We start from the raw sequence: 17,849 nt of genomic DNA, 5'->3' as shown, positions 1-17,849 counted from the left end.
CGCCGGAGGCCTTCGGTCATTTCGCAACTCCAGACGCGTCGCCGGTCGTGGCCGGGCTGGTGAGGGATTGCTTGACGACGCCATCCGCATCAATCGTCGCCTCGACGGGCGTGACGCCCGCGCCTGCGGAGATCTTCTGGAAGCCGTCGACGATCAGCCGCTCGCCCTCCTTCAGCCCCTCGGTGACGATCCAGTCATTGCCGCTCATGCCGCCCGTGGCGAGCGTGCGCTGCTCCACCGTGTTGTCAGCGGAGACGACATAGGCGATGGGTTCGCCCGCGCCGTCGCGCTGCACCGCGCGCTGCGGCACTAGGAAGGCGTTCGGCATGCTGCCGAGATCGACAGACGCGCGCACGAACATGCCGGGCAGCAGGATGCGTTCGTGGTTCGGAAAGCTCGCCCGCAGCGTGAATGTGCCGGTGCTCTCGCTGACATTGACCGTCGCGAGCGAAATTGTACCTGCGGTGGCGTAGTCCGCACCGTTTTCCAGCGTCAGCTTGACGCTCGGCGCGCCCTCCCCCTCGCGGCCGAGGCGCCCGGCCTCGACATCCTGCCGGATACGCAGAAGATTGGAGCTCGTATCGACGAGATCGACATTGACCGGGTCGATCTGGCGAATGGTCGCCAGCGCGTCCGTCTGGTTCTGCGTGACAAGCGAGCCGACACTGACGCTGGCCGTGCCGATAATACCGTCGATCGGCGCCTTGATCGTCGTGTTGTCGAGGTCGATGCGCGCGGTCTCCAGGCTGGCTTTGGCCGATTCCACGTCCGCCTTGGCCTGCAGCAATGCCGCTTTGGCTTCGTCCAGCACCTGCTGGCTTACCGCACTCTGCGATTGCAGCCGCTCGTTTCGATCGAAGGTGGCCTGTGCGGATTGTTCGGTCGCCTGCGCCCGCGACAGCGATGCAGCAGCGGCAGCATAGGCTGCGCTGAACTTCGCGTCCCGCACCTTGAACAAGATATCGCCGGCTGTGACCTTGCGCCCTTCACGGAAATCGATGCTTTCGATGATGCCGTCGATCTGCGGGCGGATTTCCGCCGTGGCATGGGCAACGACACGGCCGGAGAGTTGGGCATAGCGCGGAACCGATTGGGCTTTCAGCACCACGAAGCCCACTTCCACCGCAGGCGTACCACCGGGTGGTGTGCCCCCGTTGCCCTGATCCGAACAGGCGGCCAGAACGAAGCCGGCGGCCACAAGGCCGATCCACAGGATTTTCGCGCGCATCATGCACCCTTTTCTGCTTACGGCAGAGTGTTCTGCCAGCACATGTTATTTACAAAACTCATGAGTACCAATAATGTCCAGCAATCGACATTGTCAATCCCGCTGCTTCCCGGACACCCCATGAGCGCGACCCCGAACACAACGCCACCCGCCAAACGCAAAGCTCGCGGTCGCCCGAAACTCGCAACGCCAGCCGAGCAGCGCGCGAAAATCGTCGAGGCAACACGCCAGCTATTCCTCACCCAGGGCTACGGCAGCACCACGATGAGCGAGGTGGCCGCCCATTGCCGCGCATCAAAGCGCACGCTTTATGAACTCTTTCCCTCCAAGACAGACCTGCTCGGCGCCGTCATCGAGCAGCATCGTACCACCATGCTGGCACTTCCCGGCGACTATGCCGGCCTTGACCTGTCGCAAGCGCTCGAACAGATTTTTCAGGTCGATATCAGCGAAGAGGAAGATAAGGCGCGGGAAGCGTTTCTCAATCTCACGATCGTGGAAGCTGCACGCTATCCGGAGGTCGGGGAGATGATGATCAGGCTCGGGGGCGACAAGGCACATGCGCTGCTGGCCGACTGGATGGAAGAGAAGAAGCAGGCCGGGCAGATGTTCATCGATGACACCGCAAGCGCCGCACGGATGCTGATGGACATGATGTTCGGCGCCATCGTGACGAAGAAGGGTGCGCACGTCGAGTGGCCGGGCCTTGACGCGCGCAAGGACTATATGCGGCGTTGCATCCGCATCTTCGTCCACGGCACCGGCGTTCGCCCGGTGCCTGAAACCTGATCAGATGTACATTTCCCGCTCGCCGAAGGGATCGCCATCCTCGAAATTGTGCGTTCCGATGCGCGAGGTGTTGTCGCTCTCGGTGTTCTGTCCCGCTTGCTGCTGCGTGGAGCTCGTCTCCTTCGCCGCCTTCAGCTCGGCAATCTCCGCCTTGAGGGTCGCGATCGCGTCCTTGAGTTCGGCCTTGGCGTCTTCGTCCGCAGCCTCCGAAAGCTCGTTCTCCTTCGCCGAGAGTTGCGCTTCAAGCGCGGAAAGGCTGTTGCCGCCGGACGACGATGTGAGCGTCACGGCTGCTTGTTGATTTCCACTGAGAGCTGACCCGGCGCAGCCTGATATTTCCATTGAGAATTGACCCATGTTTCAACCGTCCCTCGCATGTTTTCAGCGGGGGCTCTGGAGTGATCGACATGGCGTTACTGAGCGTTATCCGGCGCTGGCATTTTCGAGAGCATCTATCGATCTGGGAGATTTGCCGCAGAACCGGCTTATCCCGGAATACCATCCGCAAATATCTACGTGCCGGCGGTGTGGAGCCCAAGTTCAACGTGCCGGAGCGACCGAGCAAGCTTGACGCGTTTGCGGACCGGCTGTCGGCTTGGCTGATGACGGAAGCCAAAAAGAACCGCAAACAGAAGCGGACCATGAAGCAGTTGCACTGCGACCTGGTGAGCCTCGGCTACGAGGGGTCCTACAATCGCGTGGCGGCATTTGCTCGGGAATGGCGCGATGATCGGCAGAGAGAATTGCAGACGACGGGCCGCGGGACATTTGTGCCCTTGGCGTTTGAGCCGGGCGAAGCCTTCCAGTTCGACTGGTCAGAAGACTGGGCGATCATCGGCAATGAGCGGACCAAGGTGCAGGTCGCCCATACGAAGCTGAATTACAGCCGGGCTTTCATCGTTCGGGCCTATCTCCTGCAGACGCATGAGATGCTCTTCGATGCCCATAATCACGCCTTCCGCGTGTTTGGCGGCATCCCTGGCCGCGGCATCTACGACAATATGCGCACAGCAATCGACAAGGTCGGCCGTGGCAAGGAGCGCGACGTCAACGTCCGCTTCATGGCGATGGCCAGCCATTATCTGTTCGAGCCCGAGTTCTGCAATCCTGCGTCCGGCTGGGAGAAGGGACAGGTCGAGAAGAATGTGCAGGATGCGCGTCACCGGTTCTTTCAACCCGTTCCGCGCTTTCCATCGCTGGAAGCACTGAACGACTAGCTTGAGCTTCGATGCAAGGAGTTCTGGGCAAAGACACCACACGGTCAGATGCGCGGCACGATTGCCGACATCTGGACCGAGGAAGCCCCGGCTCTGATGCCGGTTTCCAGACCGTTCGACGGGTTCGTCGAATATACGAAGCGGGTCACACCCACCTGCCTCGTGCATCTGGAGCGCAATCGCTACAGCGTGCCTGCATCCTTCGCCAACCGTCCGGTGAGCCTTCGGGTCTATCCGGATCGTGTCGTCGTCGCCGCAGAAGGTCAGATCGTCTGCGAGCACCGCCGCGTCATTGATCGCTCCCACGACCGGCCGGGGCAGACGATCTACGACTGGCGGCATTATCTGGCGGTCGTGCAGCGAAAGCCTGGTGCCCTTCGCAATGGTGCTCGGTTCATCGAGCTACCGGACGCATTCCGGACCCTGCAGCAATATCTGCTCAAAAAAGCCTGGCGGCGACCGGGAGATGGTCGATATCCTGGCTCTTGTTCTTCAACACGACGAACAAGCGGTGCTCTCGGCCATCGACATGGCGCTGAAGTCCGGTGTCCCAAGCAAGATGCATGTGCTGAACCTGCTGCATCGCCTCGTCGACGGCAAATCCTTCACCCCGCCGACCCTCGACGCACCTCAGGCACTGACGCTTACCAATGAGCCCAAGGCCAATGTCGAACGATACGATACATTGAGAAAGACGGAGGTTCGCCATGCGTCATAACCCAGCGAGCGGCGCGATCGTCATCATGCTGCGGCAATTGAAGATGCATGGCATGGCCCACGCCGTCGGTGATTTGACCGAGCAGGGATCGCCGGCGTTCGAGGCCGCCATTCCGATCCTGTCCCAGCTTCTGAAGACGGAAACGGCCGAACGAGAGGTTCGATCTACCGCCTACCAGCTCAAGACGGCACGCTTTCCGGCCTATCGTGATCTGAATGGCTTCGACTTCGCAAGCAGCGAGATCAACGAGGCGCTCGTGCAGCAACTCCATCGCTGCGACTTCCTCGACGATGCCAACAATATCGTTCTGGTCGGTGGTCGCGGAACGGGCAAGACACATATCGCGACAGCAATCGGCGTCCAGCCCATCGAGCATCATCACAAACGGGTCCGGTTCTTCTCGACAGTCGAACTGGTCAACGCGCTTGAGCAAGAGAAGGCTCAAGGCAAGTCGGGGCAGATCGCCAATCGGCTCGTCCATTCCGATCTCGTCATTCTCGATGAGCTGGGATACCTGCCGTTCAGCGCCTCAGGCGGAGCACTGCTCTTCCATCTGCTGAGCAAACTCTACGAGCGCACCAGCGTCATCATCACAACCAACCTCAGCTTCAGCGAATGGGCCAGCGTGTTCGGAGATGCCAAGATGACCACCGCGCTGCTCGACCGGCTTACCCACCACTGCCACATCCTGGAAACCGGAAACGACAGCTTCCGCTTCAAGAACAGCTCGGCGCATGAGCCAAAAACAACAAAGGAAAAACGGAGGAGCTTGACCACCACGACCAACACAAACGATACCTAAGGCGGGTTACTTCTCGGTGGAAATGCTGGGTCAGCTCTCAGTGGAAATCACAGGCTAAAACTGCTGCTGGATTCTAACGCCCCATCCGGACCACCAGACCCAAGCACTTCACTCAATGGGGGCAGGCCAGATGCGTGAAAGCTAAAATCAAAATTATCTATAAAATTAGTAGATTATTTCTTATCCGCATGCCGTGCTCCTTCTAGGTTTTATCGACTTCGATATGCCCTGAAAGGAGCTCGAGAATGACGGCATTGCGGCCTGCGCCACCCGCTTTGCGGTTAACTTCCGTCACCAAGTCCTATGGTCCGACCCGTGCCCTCAGCTCCGTCGATATCGATGTGCATGCCGGGGAGATCGTCGCACTGATGGGCGCCAATGGTGCAGGCAAGTCGACGCTGATCAAAATTCTCTGCGGCATTCAACGGGCGGATTCGGGTGCGATCGAAATCGAGGGCCGCACCGTCGATATATCGTCTCCGGCCCAAGCGCAGGAACACGGCATAGTCGTGGTTCACCAGTCGATCGCCGATGTCGGCGTGCCGACGCTCAGCGTCGCCGAAAACCTGCTCTTGGATATCTTCTGCACCGGCGCCCGGCCATTGGTCGCGACGCCTGCCGATGTGCGCCGACGCGCGCAGGAGCGGGCCGAAAGGATCGGCCTGGACATTAATCTCAATGCGCAGCTCGCCGACGTTTCGCTGGCCGACCAGCAATTGATCGCAATCGCGCGTGCCGTCAGCCATCGCCCGACAGTCATGCTGTTTGACGAACCGACAGCCAGCCTTTCCGCGGTTGAAACGGAAAAACTCTTCCGCGTCATCGAAGGATTGCGGGCAAGCGGCGTCGCCATCATCTACGTCTCGCACAAGACCGCCGACATCCGCCGGCTTGCCGACCGCGTCGTCGTCCTGCGCGATGGCCGCATCGCGGCGAGTTTCGCGCGTCCCATCGAGATCGGCGCGGCAATCCGCGCCATGATCGGCCATGACCTGCCGGCGGCTCGGCCGCGACCGGCAGATCATGGGCCACCGATTTTCCGTATCAGGAATGCTCGCTTGAGAAAACGCGAGGCGACCTTCGACCTCGATGTCGGCGCAGGCGAGATCATCGCGATCACCGGTCCGCTCGGTTCCGGCAAGAGTGCGCTTGCAGGCGCGATCTTCGGGCTGTGGCCTCTTGCGCAGGGGGAAATGTGGCTTGAGGACCGGCAGTGGCGTCCTTCCGGTCCTGCCCAGTCGATAGCCTCAGGCGTGTTCTATGCCGGGGAAGACCGGTGGCGGACATCGTTCTTTCCCTCCACTGTCCCCTTTGCCTCTCTGGCGGGCACGATCAGTTTTCCTTTTCTTCGCCGCTGGCGCTCTTACGGCCTGCTGCCACTCCGTCAGGAAGGCAACGTTGCCGACAACGCCATCGCTACTTTCGGCATCAAGGCACAGTCACGCGACGTGCCACTGACGGCGCTGTCGGGCGGTAACCAGCAGAAGGTGGTCCTCGCACGATGGCAGGCGGAGCCCGCGAGGCTCCTGCTGCTCGACGAACCCTTCCAAGGCGTTGATGTCGGCGCGCGCGACGACATCATCCGCGCGATCCGAACAAGTAGCACCGGGCGCGCGACGATCGTCTTCGTGAGTGACTACGAAGAGGCGCTGGAGGTTGGAGATCGCATTCTGACCATCGAAAACGGTGCGATCCAGGCCGGCCCAGATACGCCGGACGAAACCGCAATCCTCGAACCATCCCCGGCGGCGAAGCCGCATTTGGAAACAATATAATGTCCATCACAGTATCGTCACCCTCCGACCATACCGGCGCATCGTCGCGCTGGCCTTGGCAGACCATCGTCATAAAGTCGGGCATCTTCGTTCTGCTCGCTGCCATGATGGTCGTGTTCCAGCTGAACGAGCCGGCATTCCTCAGGGTCGCCAATATCTTCAGCATTCTTCAGGCCGTCGCAATCGTGGCGCTGCTTGGCATCGGTGTCACGGTGAGCTGCGCTATCGGCGGCTTTGATCTCTCCGTCGGCGCGATGGCGGCGCTCAGCCAGATGGCGGCTGCCTATATCCTCATCGTGCTCAATGGCTCCGCCTTCGAGGCGATCGCCGGTACGCTGCTGATCGGCCTGCTCGTCGGCCTGTTCAACGGGCTGCTCATCGTCATCTTGCGCGTTCCGGATCTTCTGGCGACGCTCGGCACGCTGTTTCTGCTTGCCGGCGCCCAGCTCATTCCGACGGGTGGGCGCTCCGTCGCTCCCGGCATGGCCCTGCTCGACGGAAGTGCTGCGACCGGATCGTTCACGGAATTCTTCCTAGCACTCGGACGATACCGGGTCGAAGGCGTGGTGCCGGTTCCGGTGATCGTGCTTGGCGTCGTCGCGCTCGCCTTCTGGTTCGTCATGGAGAGAACCCGCTGGGGGCGCGTCTTCTATGCAGTCGGCGGCTCGCAGACCGCGGCCCATCTGGCGGGAGCACCGACGAAAACCTACCGCTTCACAGCCTATGTCATTTCGTCCGTCCTGGCAGCACTCGGCGGCATCCTGCTTGCCGCCCGTCTGGGGCGCGGCGACGTCAGCGCCGGCAACTCTCTGATGCTCGACGCCGTCGCAGCGAGCCTCATCGGCTACGCGGTGCTCGGCGCCAACAGGCCAAACGTCTTCGGCACGGTCGTCGGCGCGGTCTTCGTGGGCGTGCTTCTCAACGGCCTGACCATGCTCAACGCCCCCTATTACATCCAGGATTTCGTGAAAGGCGTCGTGCTGATCGGTGCACTCGCCCTCACCTTCAGCCTGTCGCACCGCCGAACCTGAATCTGCAGCCTCACCGACATCCAAACCTTCTGCCCAAGCGGGCACAACCATCGGAGAACCAGCATGAAACGTCGTACTCTTCTTGGTCTTGCAACCGGCGCGCTTTTCGCCGCCTCCACGCTCATGAGCGGCATCGCCAGCGCGCAGGGCATCAACGGCGCGCCAGCCCCCTTCGACAAGGGCGGCGTTAAGGTCGCGCTTATCGTCTACCTCTCGGGCGGCGACTACTACCAGAACTACGAAGCGGGCGTGAAACGCCAGGCCGACAAGCTGGGTATCGAACTTCGCTCCTTCCAGGGTCGCCAGAAACCTGACGAACAGCGCGAGCAGATCCGCCAGGCAATTAATCTCGGCGTCAGCGGCATCATCATCGCCGGCGGCAAGGGCGAGGCCGTCTCCGACGTGGTGCAGGAAGCTCTGGACGCGGGCATCAAGATCGCCGTGCAGAACATCACGCTGCCGCAGAAGGGAATCATCGTCATCGACCAGGACGAAAGCAAGCAACTGAATCTCGTGCTGGAACAGGCGGTCAAGGACAACGGCGACGACTTCAAGGCCGGCTATATCTACGTCGAAGGCTTCCCCGCACTCGACAAGCGCGATGTCGCCTGGCAGGCCTTCAAGAAGAGCCATCCCGGCGTGAGCCAGCTTGCTCAATGGGGTGCGGTAGACGACACCCCGGCGCAGACCGTGGCAAACCAGACCGCCGCCGTGTTCCGCGCCAATCCCGACATCAACGTGGTCCTGGCACCCTGGGACGAGTTTGCGCGTGGTGCCAAGATCGCCGTGGACGAGGCAGGTATCAACGATCAGGTGAAGATCTACAGCGTAGACGTCTCGACGTCGGACATTCAAGCTATCCGCGAGCCCAACAGCCCGTGGGTCGCGACCTCGGCCATCAGCGCCGCCGGAACCGGCGCGGCAGCGCTCCGCGCCGTTGCCCTGTCGCTGACGGGCGAACTGAAAGACACCAACATACTTCTGCCGCCGACCCTCATCACGCGACAGTTCCTGCTCGACAACGATGTGAAGACGGAAGAAGAGCTGAACGCCAAGCTGCCAGAATTCGCATTGGACCATGCCGTCACGGCCGACTGGATTGCGAAAGCCGCCGCACCGTCCAACTAAACCGCCTCTTGCTTAACGACATCAGGGGTCGAGCTTCTCGACCCCTGATTCATTTATGAGCTCAAGCTTAGAACCCCATAGCCTTCTTCAGAGATTTCGATCAACAAGTGATATCGTACCCCGCTCAGATACTCGCACTCGTCCAAGTCTATACTCGTGGGATTCGAAGCAGCGATTTTTCTCCGCCATCAATTCGACCAGCCCCGAGTTTCGTAGACGCTTTCTTTCCGAATTTTAAGGCAAGAAGAGCATTATGAGCAAATCGAATTTCAGCGAAGATTTTAAGCGAGACGCTGTGCTTCGGATCACGGAGCGAGGCTACCTTCGTTCAACATTCTTAGTCTGGCATTGTGTAAATTTTCAGGGACTGAGCTTGTCAGCTGCCAATACAACTCCATAAACGGCAGACGTGATAAGCGCGCTGAGCAACATGCCGCAGCTCGCAAGCGAGACATGATTGGGCGATATTGCCAGCGTCCGCGCAATCCCCATGGCATGCGAGGAAAGGCCAAGAGAAAAGGCACGCTCCTCGGGGCCGCTCTTGGGAAGGAGATGCTGCCACAGCGCGCTTGATATGAAGGAGCCTCCGACGCCGTTGCACATGACGCAAAGCATCGCGAGATTGTCCCACCCGCCTGTCAGACGAGACAGAGGCAGTGCCACGGCGAGCGTCGTCATCTTGGGGCCGGCACTTGCCAGATAGGGCGCGTCGAGACCGAGCACCCATCCAAGTGCGATGGCAGAAAGAATGCCGGTGAGCGTCGATGCGAGCGTTGACAAAAACATCGCCCGTGCATTTGCACGGATCAGCGTCCTTTGTTGCCAGAGAGGCAAGGCAAGCGCCACCGTGGCCAGACCGACAAGGAATGTCATTGGCCGGACACGGTCGAGATAATCGCCGGGAGCCACGCCGAAGGCGGGGAGCAGAATGCAGAGTGCTATGATGCCGAAGAACAGCGGGTTGCGCAGCGACGAGATGCGAAACATCTGTGTCAGGCGCTTGCTGATCAGCCAGATCGCGATCGTCAGGGCCAGCCAGACCAGTGTGAGGATTATGTCACCCATGCCTGTTCTTGAAGATATGGAAAACCTGGGCGCCGACGAGCAGTGAAAGCACCAGCGATACGAAAACGGCGACTAGAATTTTCAGGAGAACCACGCCGCCCAGCCCATGCAGGGTGAGGAAACCCGCTCCCAGCGGATAGAGAAACAGGGGAAAGTTGCGCAACAGGGTATGGACGGCAGGCTCGACGGTTTTGACCAGCGCCGGGCGAAGGCAAAAGCCAAGGAAGAGCAAAGAAAGACCGATGAGCGCGGCGGGGACCGGCAGGCTCAAAGTCGTCGCAAGTCCCTCGCCCGCGGCCCATGCCGCCAGCACGATGGCAAGAGCGCCGCACCAGCGCCCGGCCGTTCCGATCCGCGTCATCGTCATGCGTCTGCCGGCAATGGAATGTCGGGATGGACCAGCCCCTCCGACCGCAAATCCGACCAGAAGCCGACCGGAATGGCAGCGGTGAAATGCGCGGCGTTCGCCTCGATCTCGGCCGGTTTGACCGCCCCGAAGACGACCGACGCGACCATAGGTGCAGCGAGAGGAAACTGAAGCGCTGCCGCCGGCAGCGAGATGCCGTGCGCATCAGCAATACGGCTCAGTTTCCGAACTCGCTCGATAATCGAAGACGAGGCCGCGCCATATTCGTATTTCGCGCCCTCGACGGCGCCCGTGGCGAGGATACCGGAGCTGAACACGCCGCCGACGACGAGGCTGGCACCCCGTTTTGCTGCGCGGGCGACTTCGTCGAAATAGATGTCGTGCTCCAGCAGCGTATAGCGTGATGCGACGAGGAAGACATCGAGATCGAAGCGGTCGAGGAAACGATCGATCATGCCGCGTTCGTTGACGCCCGCGCCGATGGCCTTGATTTCTCCGCTACGCTTCAACTCCTCAAGCGCGCGATAACCACCCTTTTCGAGATCGCCGAGACGGGCATTCAACTCCTCCTCGGTCCTGAAATAACCGCTGTCGAGATCATGAATGTAGAGCGCATCGACCCGGTTCACGCCAAGACGCTGCAGGCTGTCCTCATAGGAGCGCATGATGGCATCGTAAGTGAAGACGTGATGATGCTCGAAGGGCAGTGCTCCAGCCCAGTTCACCGGCTTGAACGATCCACGGTCACGCGGGGCCTTCAGGAGACGCCCGACCTTGGTGGTCAGGACATAGCTTTCACGTTCCTTTTCACAGAGCGCACGGCCCGTCCGGTGTTCCGCCTGCCCGAGGCCATACCAGGGTGCTGTGTCATAGAGGCGGAGGCCGGAATTCCAGGCCGCTTCGAAGGTTGCGCGGGCGGTTGCCTCGTCGATGGCGTTATAGACGCCGCCGAGCGGGCAGGTTCCAAGTCCGAGAACAGGGATTTGAAGGTCGGTCTGTCCGACGCGCCGTGTTGTCTGAATGTGCATTATAAGGTCCTAGAGATTTCTTGCGTCGATGACGCGACCCGCTTCCGCCGAGCGATAAGCCGCTTCCGCAAGGGCATAGGTCTTCAGGCTGTCTTCCGCGGAGGTCTCAAAATTCCCGCCTCGACGGAGCGCGTCGATGAAGTGCTGCTGGGTGCGCGGAACGCTGTCCTGGATCTGTATCCAGGGCGCGGATGTCCATGCGCGGCCATCATCCGCGATGGTTTCGCGCCGCTGCTTGCCTTGCGAATGGATCAGCAGAACCTCGCCCTCCAGAATCTGGATCGTGCCCTGACGTCCCTCGATTTCGCCAAGTGTCTGCGGGAACGGATTGGGAAAACGATGTGCAGCGTAGCTGACATCGACGATCGAGGTTGCCTTGTCGTCGTGGCGCAAGAGGATCGTCGCCGCATCCTCCCCGGCCAGCCCTTCCTTGACGGACTGGGTGAAGCAGGAGACCTCGCCGGCATCGCCGAACAGGAAGCGGGCGAGGTCCAGCATGTGGATGCCGACATCCATGATCATGAAGCGCTTGGTCTTCAGGAGATAGGGCTGGTTGGAATAGACATCTATGGCATTGCGCCAGGAAAGCCGCCCGAAGGTCAGCTCGCCGATTTCGCCGCTGTCGAGGATATCGCGGATGCGCCGGAAAACCTTCTGGAAACGGAAGTTCTCATGCACCATGACAGGTACACCAGCTGCCGCGGCATTCGCGACGATGCGCCGGCACGTATCAATATCTGGCGCAAAAGGCTTTTGAACGATCACGGGCACACGATGGCGCACCGCAAGCGCGACCAGCTCCTCGTGCGTTTCCATCGTCGTGCAGATATCCACGAAGTCGAAGCTGCCCGACGACAATATATCTGCCGTATCGTGCCAGGCGGGAATGCCGAATTCAGCCGCGTAGCTGCGTGCACGCTCGGCATCCCGGTCGCAGACGGCAACGATCTCGGCTCCATCCGTTTCCGACCAGGCATGAAGCTGGTTGCGGGCAAAAAAGCCGCAACCGATGAGCAATCCCTTGAGGGTTCCGGTCATGGGGCATTTCCATAGTTCAGGGAGAGAACGCCGTACGCGCCGATTCGGGCCGTCCCGGAAAGTGGCTTCGGAACGTGGAATGTTTCGCGGTCGAGTACCGCTGTTTCGAAGCTTTCTTCATCCAGCACGATGCCGGAGGCGGCGACTTCGCCTGCCAGATCGATCGCAACGGATTCGGTCGAAAGGTTGGCGAAGAGCGCCCGCCTTTCACCGTGCTTTTCCCACGTGACCTGTGCGACATTGCCGTCGATGCCTGCCGATACGACTTCCCCTCCTCCGGCCTCGGAGATCCATCGCGCAACGTGGTAAAGTGGATAGAGTGCCCCATCGGGCAACGCATCCCAGCCGTCTCGCGCATAGTCTTGGCGCGAAGCGACGAGGCCGAAGGGACCTGTCGGCGCGCCGAAAGCAAATCTCGCGACACCCCATGGGGCGAGCTGGGCAAGGTAGCCCACATGCCAGGCGGCGGCAAAGAGGCCGCGCTGGCGTGGATCCTGCGCCGCCATGCCGACGCGCTCCTCGCTCGAATTGTCGACCGGAGCCGGACCGTACGGGTTCAGCCTCGCACCGATGCCGACAGGCCCGACGGCCAAGGACACGCCGTCCGAAAGGTTTTGGGCGGAGTGCAGGATATGCGGCAGCGACTGCAAGGTCTCGATGACGGAGGCGTCATCGGCAGCATGCACGACCGGCGTCGTCGCGAAGGCGAAATAATCGACCAGTGCCGGGTTCGGGCGCTTGCGATTAAACTCGGTGAAAAAGGCCGGCGTTCCTCCGCCATGCCGGCTTTGCGGAAAGGCCGATGAAAGCGCCGAAGCCAGCTGCTTTTCCGACAGGTGCGATGGACGCGCCTCTTCCGGCTGGAAGGACTGCTCATCGATTTTCGCGCAGGCCGCGACATTCGCCACGACAATGCCCTTGTCCGTGAGCGCTTGCGCAAGCGCATGCAACGCCGCGCCGGCAGTGGCGGGCTCGTCGCCATCGAGAATGGCCTCGACATCGAGCGATGCGCCGGTTTGGCGCAGCAATTCGGCAAGGTCGGCAACAGCGGCAGTGGTATCGCCGCGCGCGGCATCGTAGCGAAGCAGAATGCTGGCAGGCTTCACGTCCGCCAGCGCATCGGCAAACCGCAGTGCGTCGCTGGCGTCCTCCAACCTGTCCAGCGGAAGTGCGTAACCAGGCAAAACCTGGCCCGCAAGAACCGGCACGGCGACGGGGTTTTCCGCAGCGCCACCGACACGCTCATCCTTGATCGTGACCGTAACCGACTGCCCGACCGGAACACCCGGATTGAGCCAATAGGGATAAGGCAAACCGATGGGCCGGCTATACGTCTTGAACGAGGCATCGGACCAGTTGCGATGATCCTCCATCTCGAAGACATCGCCCGCAAAACGCGTGGAAACATTGAGCCCCGGATACGGGTGGTGGGTGATCGCCTGAATGTCCATCACAGGTTGGCCGGGGCTGATCTGCAAGGGAATGGTGATCTGCTCGTGAAGCCCGGATGCGTGCTCGACCCCGACCTCAGTGCCGGCAAAGCCGATCAGCGGGTGCAGGATGACGAAACCCGTCCTGTTGGTGCTGAAGGGGGCGTCGGCGCTGATATCGGCGGTCGCCTCGAGATTGCCGTCGGCCCGCGCCTTGAAGCTGATCTTCGCAAGCACGCCCTTCCCGGCCTCGCCGAAATAGGCATCGTAACGCACATCGAAGCCGAGTTCCTGCTCGTCGATCAGCAGATTGGAAACGACGGGAGCCGGGGTGCCCCAGCTGGGCGTACGCACGAGGAAACTGATACCGCGAAGAATTTCGACGCCGTTCCAGCGTATCCAGCGCAAGGCCCCCGAATCGAACGTTGCTTCGAGGGCGCCGGCCTTGAGAAGACGCTTTGCCGGTTCCTCGACGGTCGTTCCCGTTAGGATGATGGAAGGATTCATCGGGTTTGCCTTTTCACGAAGCTGTCGAATGCGACGGCAGCGACGATGATCAGGCCGACCAGAATCTGCTGCACGTAAGGGGAGACGTTGAGAATGACGAGACCGTTGAGGAGCACGCCGGTCAGTACGGCGCCGATGACCGTTCCAACGATGGAGCCGGTCCCGCCCTGCAGGCTCGTCCCGCCGATCACGACCGCGGCGATCGCCGTCAGCTCATAACCGGAACCGGCGACGGCCTCGGCGGAATTGAGCCTGGACGCCAACACGAAACCGCCCAGCCCAGAGCAGAAACCGATCACGGCATAGACGGCGGTCGTCACACGGGTCGTGTTGATACCGGAAAGCCTTGCCGCATCCGGATTTGAACCCACGGCATAGACGGCGCGGCCGAAGCGCGTCTGTGTCAGCACGAAATGCGCGAGCAGTGCCACGACGAGAAAGATGATGACGGGAACGGGGACCGGCCCGATCATGCCGCGCCCCCACCAACCGAAGGCCTCATCGAATCCGGAGATCGGCCCGCCATTGCCGATTGTCAGCGCGACGCCGCGAAATACGGTCATGCCGCCCAGCGTCACAACGAAGGCGGGAACGGAAAGGCGCGAGACGGCAAGGCCCTGCAGGTATCCGGCAAGCGTTCCGGCGGAAATCGCCGCCAGTGCGGCCAGAGGCCAGGCATAGCCCGTTCCATCCGCGCTCAGCAGAAAGCGCCCCTCGATGCCGCCTTTCGCGACAACGGCGGCCGCCAGCCCGGACATCGCGACGAGAGAACCGACCGAAAGGTCGATGCCGCGCGCCAGGATCACGAAGGTCATGCCGACGGCAATGATCCCGTAGATCGAAACCTGCCGGAGAATATTGAAAAGGTTGAGCGGCATGAGGAAACGGGGCTGGAGAACGGCGAAGAGCACGACCAGCGCAATAAGGAAGATGAGCGGCGCGACCTTGCCGAGAATGGCGAAGGTCTGCGCGCGGTGCGTCGTGGTGAGGGATATGCTGGACATTGTTTTTTCCTTGGAATTTTCTCAGCCGTGCCGCGTCATCCTGGCCATCAGCTCTTCCGCCGTGGCAGACGCTCCGTCGGTTTCGAAGACGGAATGGCCTTCGCGCAGGACAACGATCCGGTCGGACAGCGCCATCAGTTCGGGCAGGTCGGAGGAGATGACGAGAACGGCGACGCCCTGCCCGGCTATCTCGCGCAACAGCCCGTGGACATCCTCCTTCGCTCCGATATCGATGCCGCGTGTCGGTTCATCGACGATCAGCACCTTCGGCCGACGCGCGATCCAGCGCGACAGAATAACCTTCTGCTGGTTTCCGCCGGAAAGCGTTGCAATGGGCGCATTGAACGAGCTTGCACGAATGCCGAGCCGCTCGACGAAACTCCCGAACAGACTTTTTTCCGCATGACGGTCGTTAATCCAGCGGTAGCGGGGTGCACTGGCGCCCGCGAGAGCGAAGTTTTCGACGACCGCGCGCTGCGGCAGGATGGCCTCCCCCTTTCGATCCTCCGGTACGAGGCCAATGCCAGCGCGAATGGCTTCGGTCGTGGAGGACGGCGAAAAACGCTGCCCGCCGAGACGAATTTCGCCGGCGCCGACGGGATCGGCACCAAAGATCATGCGCGCGGTTTCGGAGCGCCCTGCACCGACGATGCCCGCAAGACCGACGATCTCGCCTGCGCGAACATCAAAGCTCACGTCCGTGACGCGTGCCGGCGCGCGTCCTGATGCCCGCGCCGCCAGATTGCGCACTTCCAGGACTACTTCACCCGGTATTGTTGCCTCGCGCCTGAGGCCGATCTTCACGTCGCGACCCGCCATGGCCCGGATCAGCTGCGCATTGTCGACGGCAGCGACCTCTCCGTCCTCGATCATCCTGCCATCGCGCAGAACGGTGTAGCTTTGGCAAAAGGCGCGGATTTCATCCAACCGGTGGCTGACATAGAGGATCGCCACACCCTCGCGGGACAAACGCGCGATGATCTCGCCGAGATGGCTGACTTCCTCCGGGGAGAGCGAGGCGGTCGGCTCGTCCATGATGACGAGGCGCGACCGGCGCGTCAGCGCGCGGGCGATCTCCACCATCTGCTGCTGCGCGATGGATAGGCCGGCGACCGGCCGGCGAACGTCGAGCGACGATATACCGAGTTGCGCAAGTGCATCGCGCGCGGCCCGGCGAACCAGCGTCCAGTCCACCGTTCCGACGCGCGTGAGGGGCAAATGCCCGGCAAAGATCGCCTCGGCGACGGACAAGTCGGGGAACAGCGACAGTTCCTGGCGTATGACGCTGATGCCGGCTTGGTCGGCATCACGCGGTCCACTGAAGGCGGCCGAGGCGCCATCGATTTCCACTGCTCCGGCGTCTGCGGCAAAGACACCCGACAGAATATTGATGACGGTGGATTTTCCGGCACCGTTTTCGCCAAGCAGGGCGCGCACCTCGCCCGGCTGCAAGGCCAGAGAAACACCGTCGAGGACCGTCACGCCGAAGAAACGCTTGACGAGATCGACCGCGGCCACAAAAGGTACGGGGCGCTGAGCGCGCCCCGACGTTTCGACGTCCACGGTTTCCGGACGTGGATGGATCGTCATCAGTTGATGAGCCCTACGCGCTCTGCCTGTTCCAGATTTTCCGGCGTGATGGCAACGGGGGCGACCAGAACATTGGCGGTTTCCGGCTTCTTGCCTTCACGAATGAAGTCCACGATCGTGCGAACCGCGACGCGACCCTGCTGGCCGGGGAACTGATCGACGGTGCCGGCAAGGCTACCGTCCTTGACAGCCTTGAGGGCGTCTTCGGAGCCATCGTAGCCGTAGATTTTGATCTTGCCCTTCAGGCCGCGGGCTTCGACAGCCTGCGCAGCACCCAGCGCCATGTCGTCATTGCCGGCGACGATGACGTCAGGCACTTCGGAAAGGCCGGTCAGGATGTTTTCGGTGACAGCCAGACCCTTGTCCCGCGAGAAATTGGCGGCCTGTTCGGACACGAACGTGTACTTGCCGCCGGCGGCATCGAGCACCTTGTGAACGCCACCGCTGCGGTCATTGGCGGTCTTGTCGCCCGGGATGCCCTGCAGGTTCACCACCTTGGCGCCTTCGGGAAAGTCCTTCACAACCGCTTCGCCCTGGGACTCCGCACCCTTGAAATTGTCGGCCGCGACATTGGCCAGAACTTCCGGCACGCCATTGACCGGACGATCGACGGTAACGACGGCGATGCCGGCCTCGATGGCCTGCTTCACGACCGGGGCCAGCGCATCCGCTTCCACGGGCGCAAGAATGATGCCATCAACACCCTGAACGATCGCGGCTTCAAGGTCTGCGATCTGCTTGGGCGCAGACAGCTGGGCATCCGCCTTGACGATGGTCACGCCGCCGATCGTCTTCGCCTCATCTTCCAGCTGGTCCGTCAGAAATACGAAATGCGTGAAGGCGAAGGTGAGTGGCGAAACGAATACCGTCACCGGAGCATCCTTGCCCTTGGGTTCCGCATGAAGCGCGGAAACGCTTGCGGCGAACAGGGCGAGGCCGGAGGCGACGGTCAGAATTGTCTTGCGAAACATGTTGTTAGGCTTCCTTGTTTTGATGCTCAGAAGCTAGCGAGAGGCGCATCGCAATCCAAAGGCGAAACCACCAAATTCCGATCCCAAACGGGAATTTAAATATGATTATTCGATCGGCGTTAGCAAAAAATATCTACTAAATTTATAAAGAAAATGTATTT

Annotated in this window: 15 protein-coding genes and 1 pseudogene; 6 read left to right on the top strand and 10 right to left on the bottom strand. The window is 61.2% G+C overall.

Features of this window, described 5'->3' with window-relative positions; genetic code table 11:
- Positions 1-16 precede the first annotated feature (16 nt).
- Positions 17-1,231 (bottom strand): efflux RND transporter periplasmic adaptor subunit, encoded by a 1,215-nt coding sequence (locus tag ACOZK4_RS26225; RefSeq protein WP_421594590.1) that lies wholly within the window; start codon positions 1,229-1,231, stop codon positions 17-19.
- Positions 1,232-1,255: 24 nt separating this feature from the next.
- On the opposite strand from ACOZK4_RS26225, the gene ACOZK4_RS26220 reads away from it, so the two are divergent.
- A complete protein-coding gene (locus tag ACOZK4_RS26220; RefSeq protein WP_421594589.1) occupies positions 1,256-2,017 on the top strand; it encodes a TetR/AcrR family transcriptional regulator in 762 nt (253 codons plus the stop codon).
- Here the strand turns inward: ACOZK4_RS26220 and ACOZK4_RS26215 are convergent, their stop codons facing one another.
- Positions 2,018-2,305, bottom strand: a complete 288-nt coding sequence (locus ACOZK4_RS26215) for a hypothetical protein (RefSeq protein ID WP_421594588.1) — start codon at positions 2,303-2,305, stop codon at positions 2,018-2,020.
- A 119-nt stretch (positions 2,306-2,424) separates the two neighbouring features.
- Between ACOZK4_RS26215 and istA the strand changes: the two are divergent.
- The 5 genes and pseudogenes from istA (at position 2,425) to ACOZK4_RS26190 (ending at position 8,688) form a co-directional block, all read left to right on the top strand.
- Positions 2,425-3,952: pseudogene (istA, locus tag ACOZK4_RS26210) on the top strand (IS21 family transposase).
- On the top strand, positions 3,942-4,754 hold the full coding sequence (gene istB, locus ACOZK4_RS26205) for an IS21-like element helper ATPase IstB (protein ID WP_421594587.1): 813 nt from the start codon (positions 3,942-3,944) through the stop codon (positions 4,752-4,754). The pseudogene istA and the gene istB overlap by 11 nt, the downstream one beginning before the upstream one ends.
- A 245-nt stretch (positions 4,755-4,999) precedes the next feature.
- Complete coding sequence (locus ACOZK4_RS26200) at positions 5,000-6,529, top strand: sugar ABC transporter ATP-binding protein (RefSeq protein ID WP_421594586.1); 1,530 nt, start codon at positions 5,000-5,002, stop codon at positions 6,527-6,529.
- Positions 6,529-7,560, top strand: coding sequence for an ABC transporter permease (locus tag ACOZK4_RS26195; RefSeq protein ID WP_421594585.1), 1,032 nt, complete (start codon positions 6,529-6,531; stop codon positions 7,558-7,560). Before ACOZK4_RS26200 ends, ACOZK4_RS26195 begins: the two co-directional genes overlap by 1 nt.
- Before the next feature lie 63 nt (positions 7,561-7,623).
- The gene (locus ACOZK4_RS26190; RefSeq protein WP_421594584.1) at positions 7,624-8,688 is read left to right on the top strand and encodes a substrate-binding domain-containing protein; all 1,065 of its coding nucleotides are present in this window, start codon (positions 7,624-7,626) and stop codon (positions 8,686-8,688) included.
- 360 nt (positions 8,689-9,048) lie between these two features.
- Here the strand turns inward: ACOZK4_RS26190 and ACOZK4_RS26185 are convergent, their stop codons facing one another.
- The 8 genes from ACOZK4_RS26185 to ACOZK4_RS26150 are packed head-to-tail and all read right to left on the bottom strand — an operon-like array spanning position 9,049 to position 17,688.
- The gene (locus ACOZK4_RS26185) at positions 9,049-9,753 is read right to left on the bottom strand and encodes an LrgB family protein (protein ID WP_421594583.1); all 705 of its coding nucleotides are present in this window, start codon (positions 9,751-9,753) and stop codon (positions 9,049-9,051) included.
- Positions 9,746-10,120, bottom strand: a complete 375-nt coding sequence (locus ACOZK4_RS26180; protein ID WP_421594582.1) for a CidA/LrgA family protein — start codon at positions 10,118-10,120, stop codon at positions 9,746-9,748. The genes ACOZK4_RS26185 and ACOZK4_RS26180 overlap by 8 nt, the downstream gene beginning before the upstream one ends.
- Complete coding sequence (locus ACOZK4_RS26175) at positions 10,117-11,148, bottom strand: aldo/keto reductase (RefSeq protein ID WP_421594581.1); 1,032 nt, start codon at positions 11,146-11,148, stop codon at positions 10,117-10,119. The genes ACOZK4_RS26180 and ACOZK4_RS26175 overlap by 4 nt, the downstream gene beginning before the upstream one ends.
- Positions 11,149-11,157: 9 nt before the next feature.
- Complete coding sequence (locus tag ACOZK4_RS26170; RefSeq protein WP_421594580.1) at positions 11,158-12,186, bottom strand: Gfo/Idh/MocA family protein; 1,029 nt, start codon at positions 12,184-12,186, stop codon at positions 11,158-11,160.
- Positions 12,183-14,123: a hypothetical protein gene (locus ACOZK4_RS26165; protein WP_421594579.1), complete on the bottom strand. Its 1,941-nt coding sequence runs from the start codon at positions 14,121-14,123 to the stop codon at positions 12,183-12,185. Before ACOZK4_RS26165 ends, ACOZK4_RS26170 begins: the two co-directional genes overlap by 4 nt.
- A complete protein-coding gene (locus ACOZK4_RS26160) occupies positions 14,120-15,127 on the bottom strand; it encodes an ABC transporter permease (RefSeq protein ID WP_421594578.1) in 1,008 nt (335 codons plus the stop codon). The genes ACOZK4_RS26165 and ACOZK4_RS26160 overlap by 4 nt, the downstream gene beginning before the upstream one ends.
- 21 nt (positions 15,128-15,148) lie before the next feature.
- A complete protein-coding gene (locus ACOZK4_RS26155) occupies positions 15,149-16,717 on the bottom strand; it encodes a sugar ABC transporter ATP-binding protein (protein ID WP_421594577.1) in 1,569 nt (522 codons plus the stop codon).
- Complete coding sequence (locus ACOZK4_RS26150) at positions 16,717-17,688, bottom strand: substrate-binding domain-containing protein (protein ID WP_421594576.1); 972 nt, start codon at positions 17,686-17,688, stop codon at positions 16,717-16,719. Before ACOZK4_RS26150 ends, ACOZK4_RS26155 begins: the two co-directional genes overlap by 1 nt.
- Between the last annotated feature and the right edge of the window lie 161 nt (positions 17,689-17,849).

The sequence above is a fragment of the Shinella sp. M27 genome, from assembly GCF_049199905.1.
Lineage (GTDB): Bacteria > Pseudomonadota > Alphaproteobacteria > Rhizobiales > Rhizobiaceae > Shinella.
Note: the sequence above shows the minus strand (reverse complement) of the source record. Positions and strands in the feature narration are given on the sequence as shown.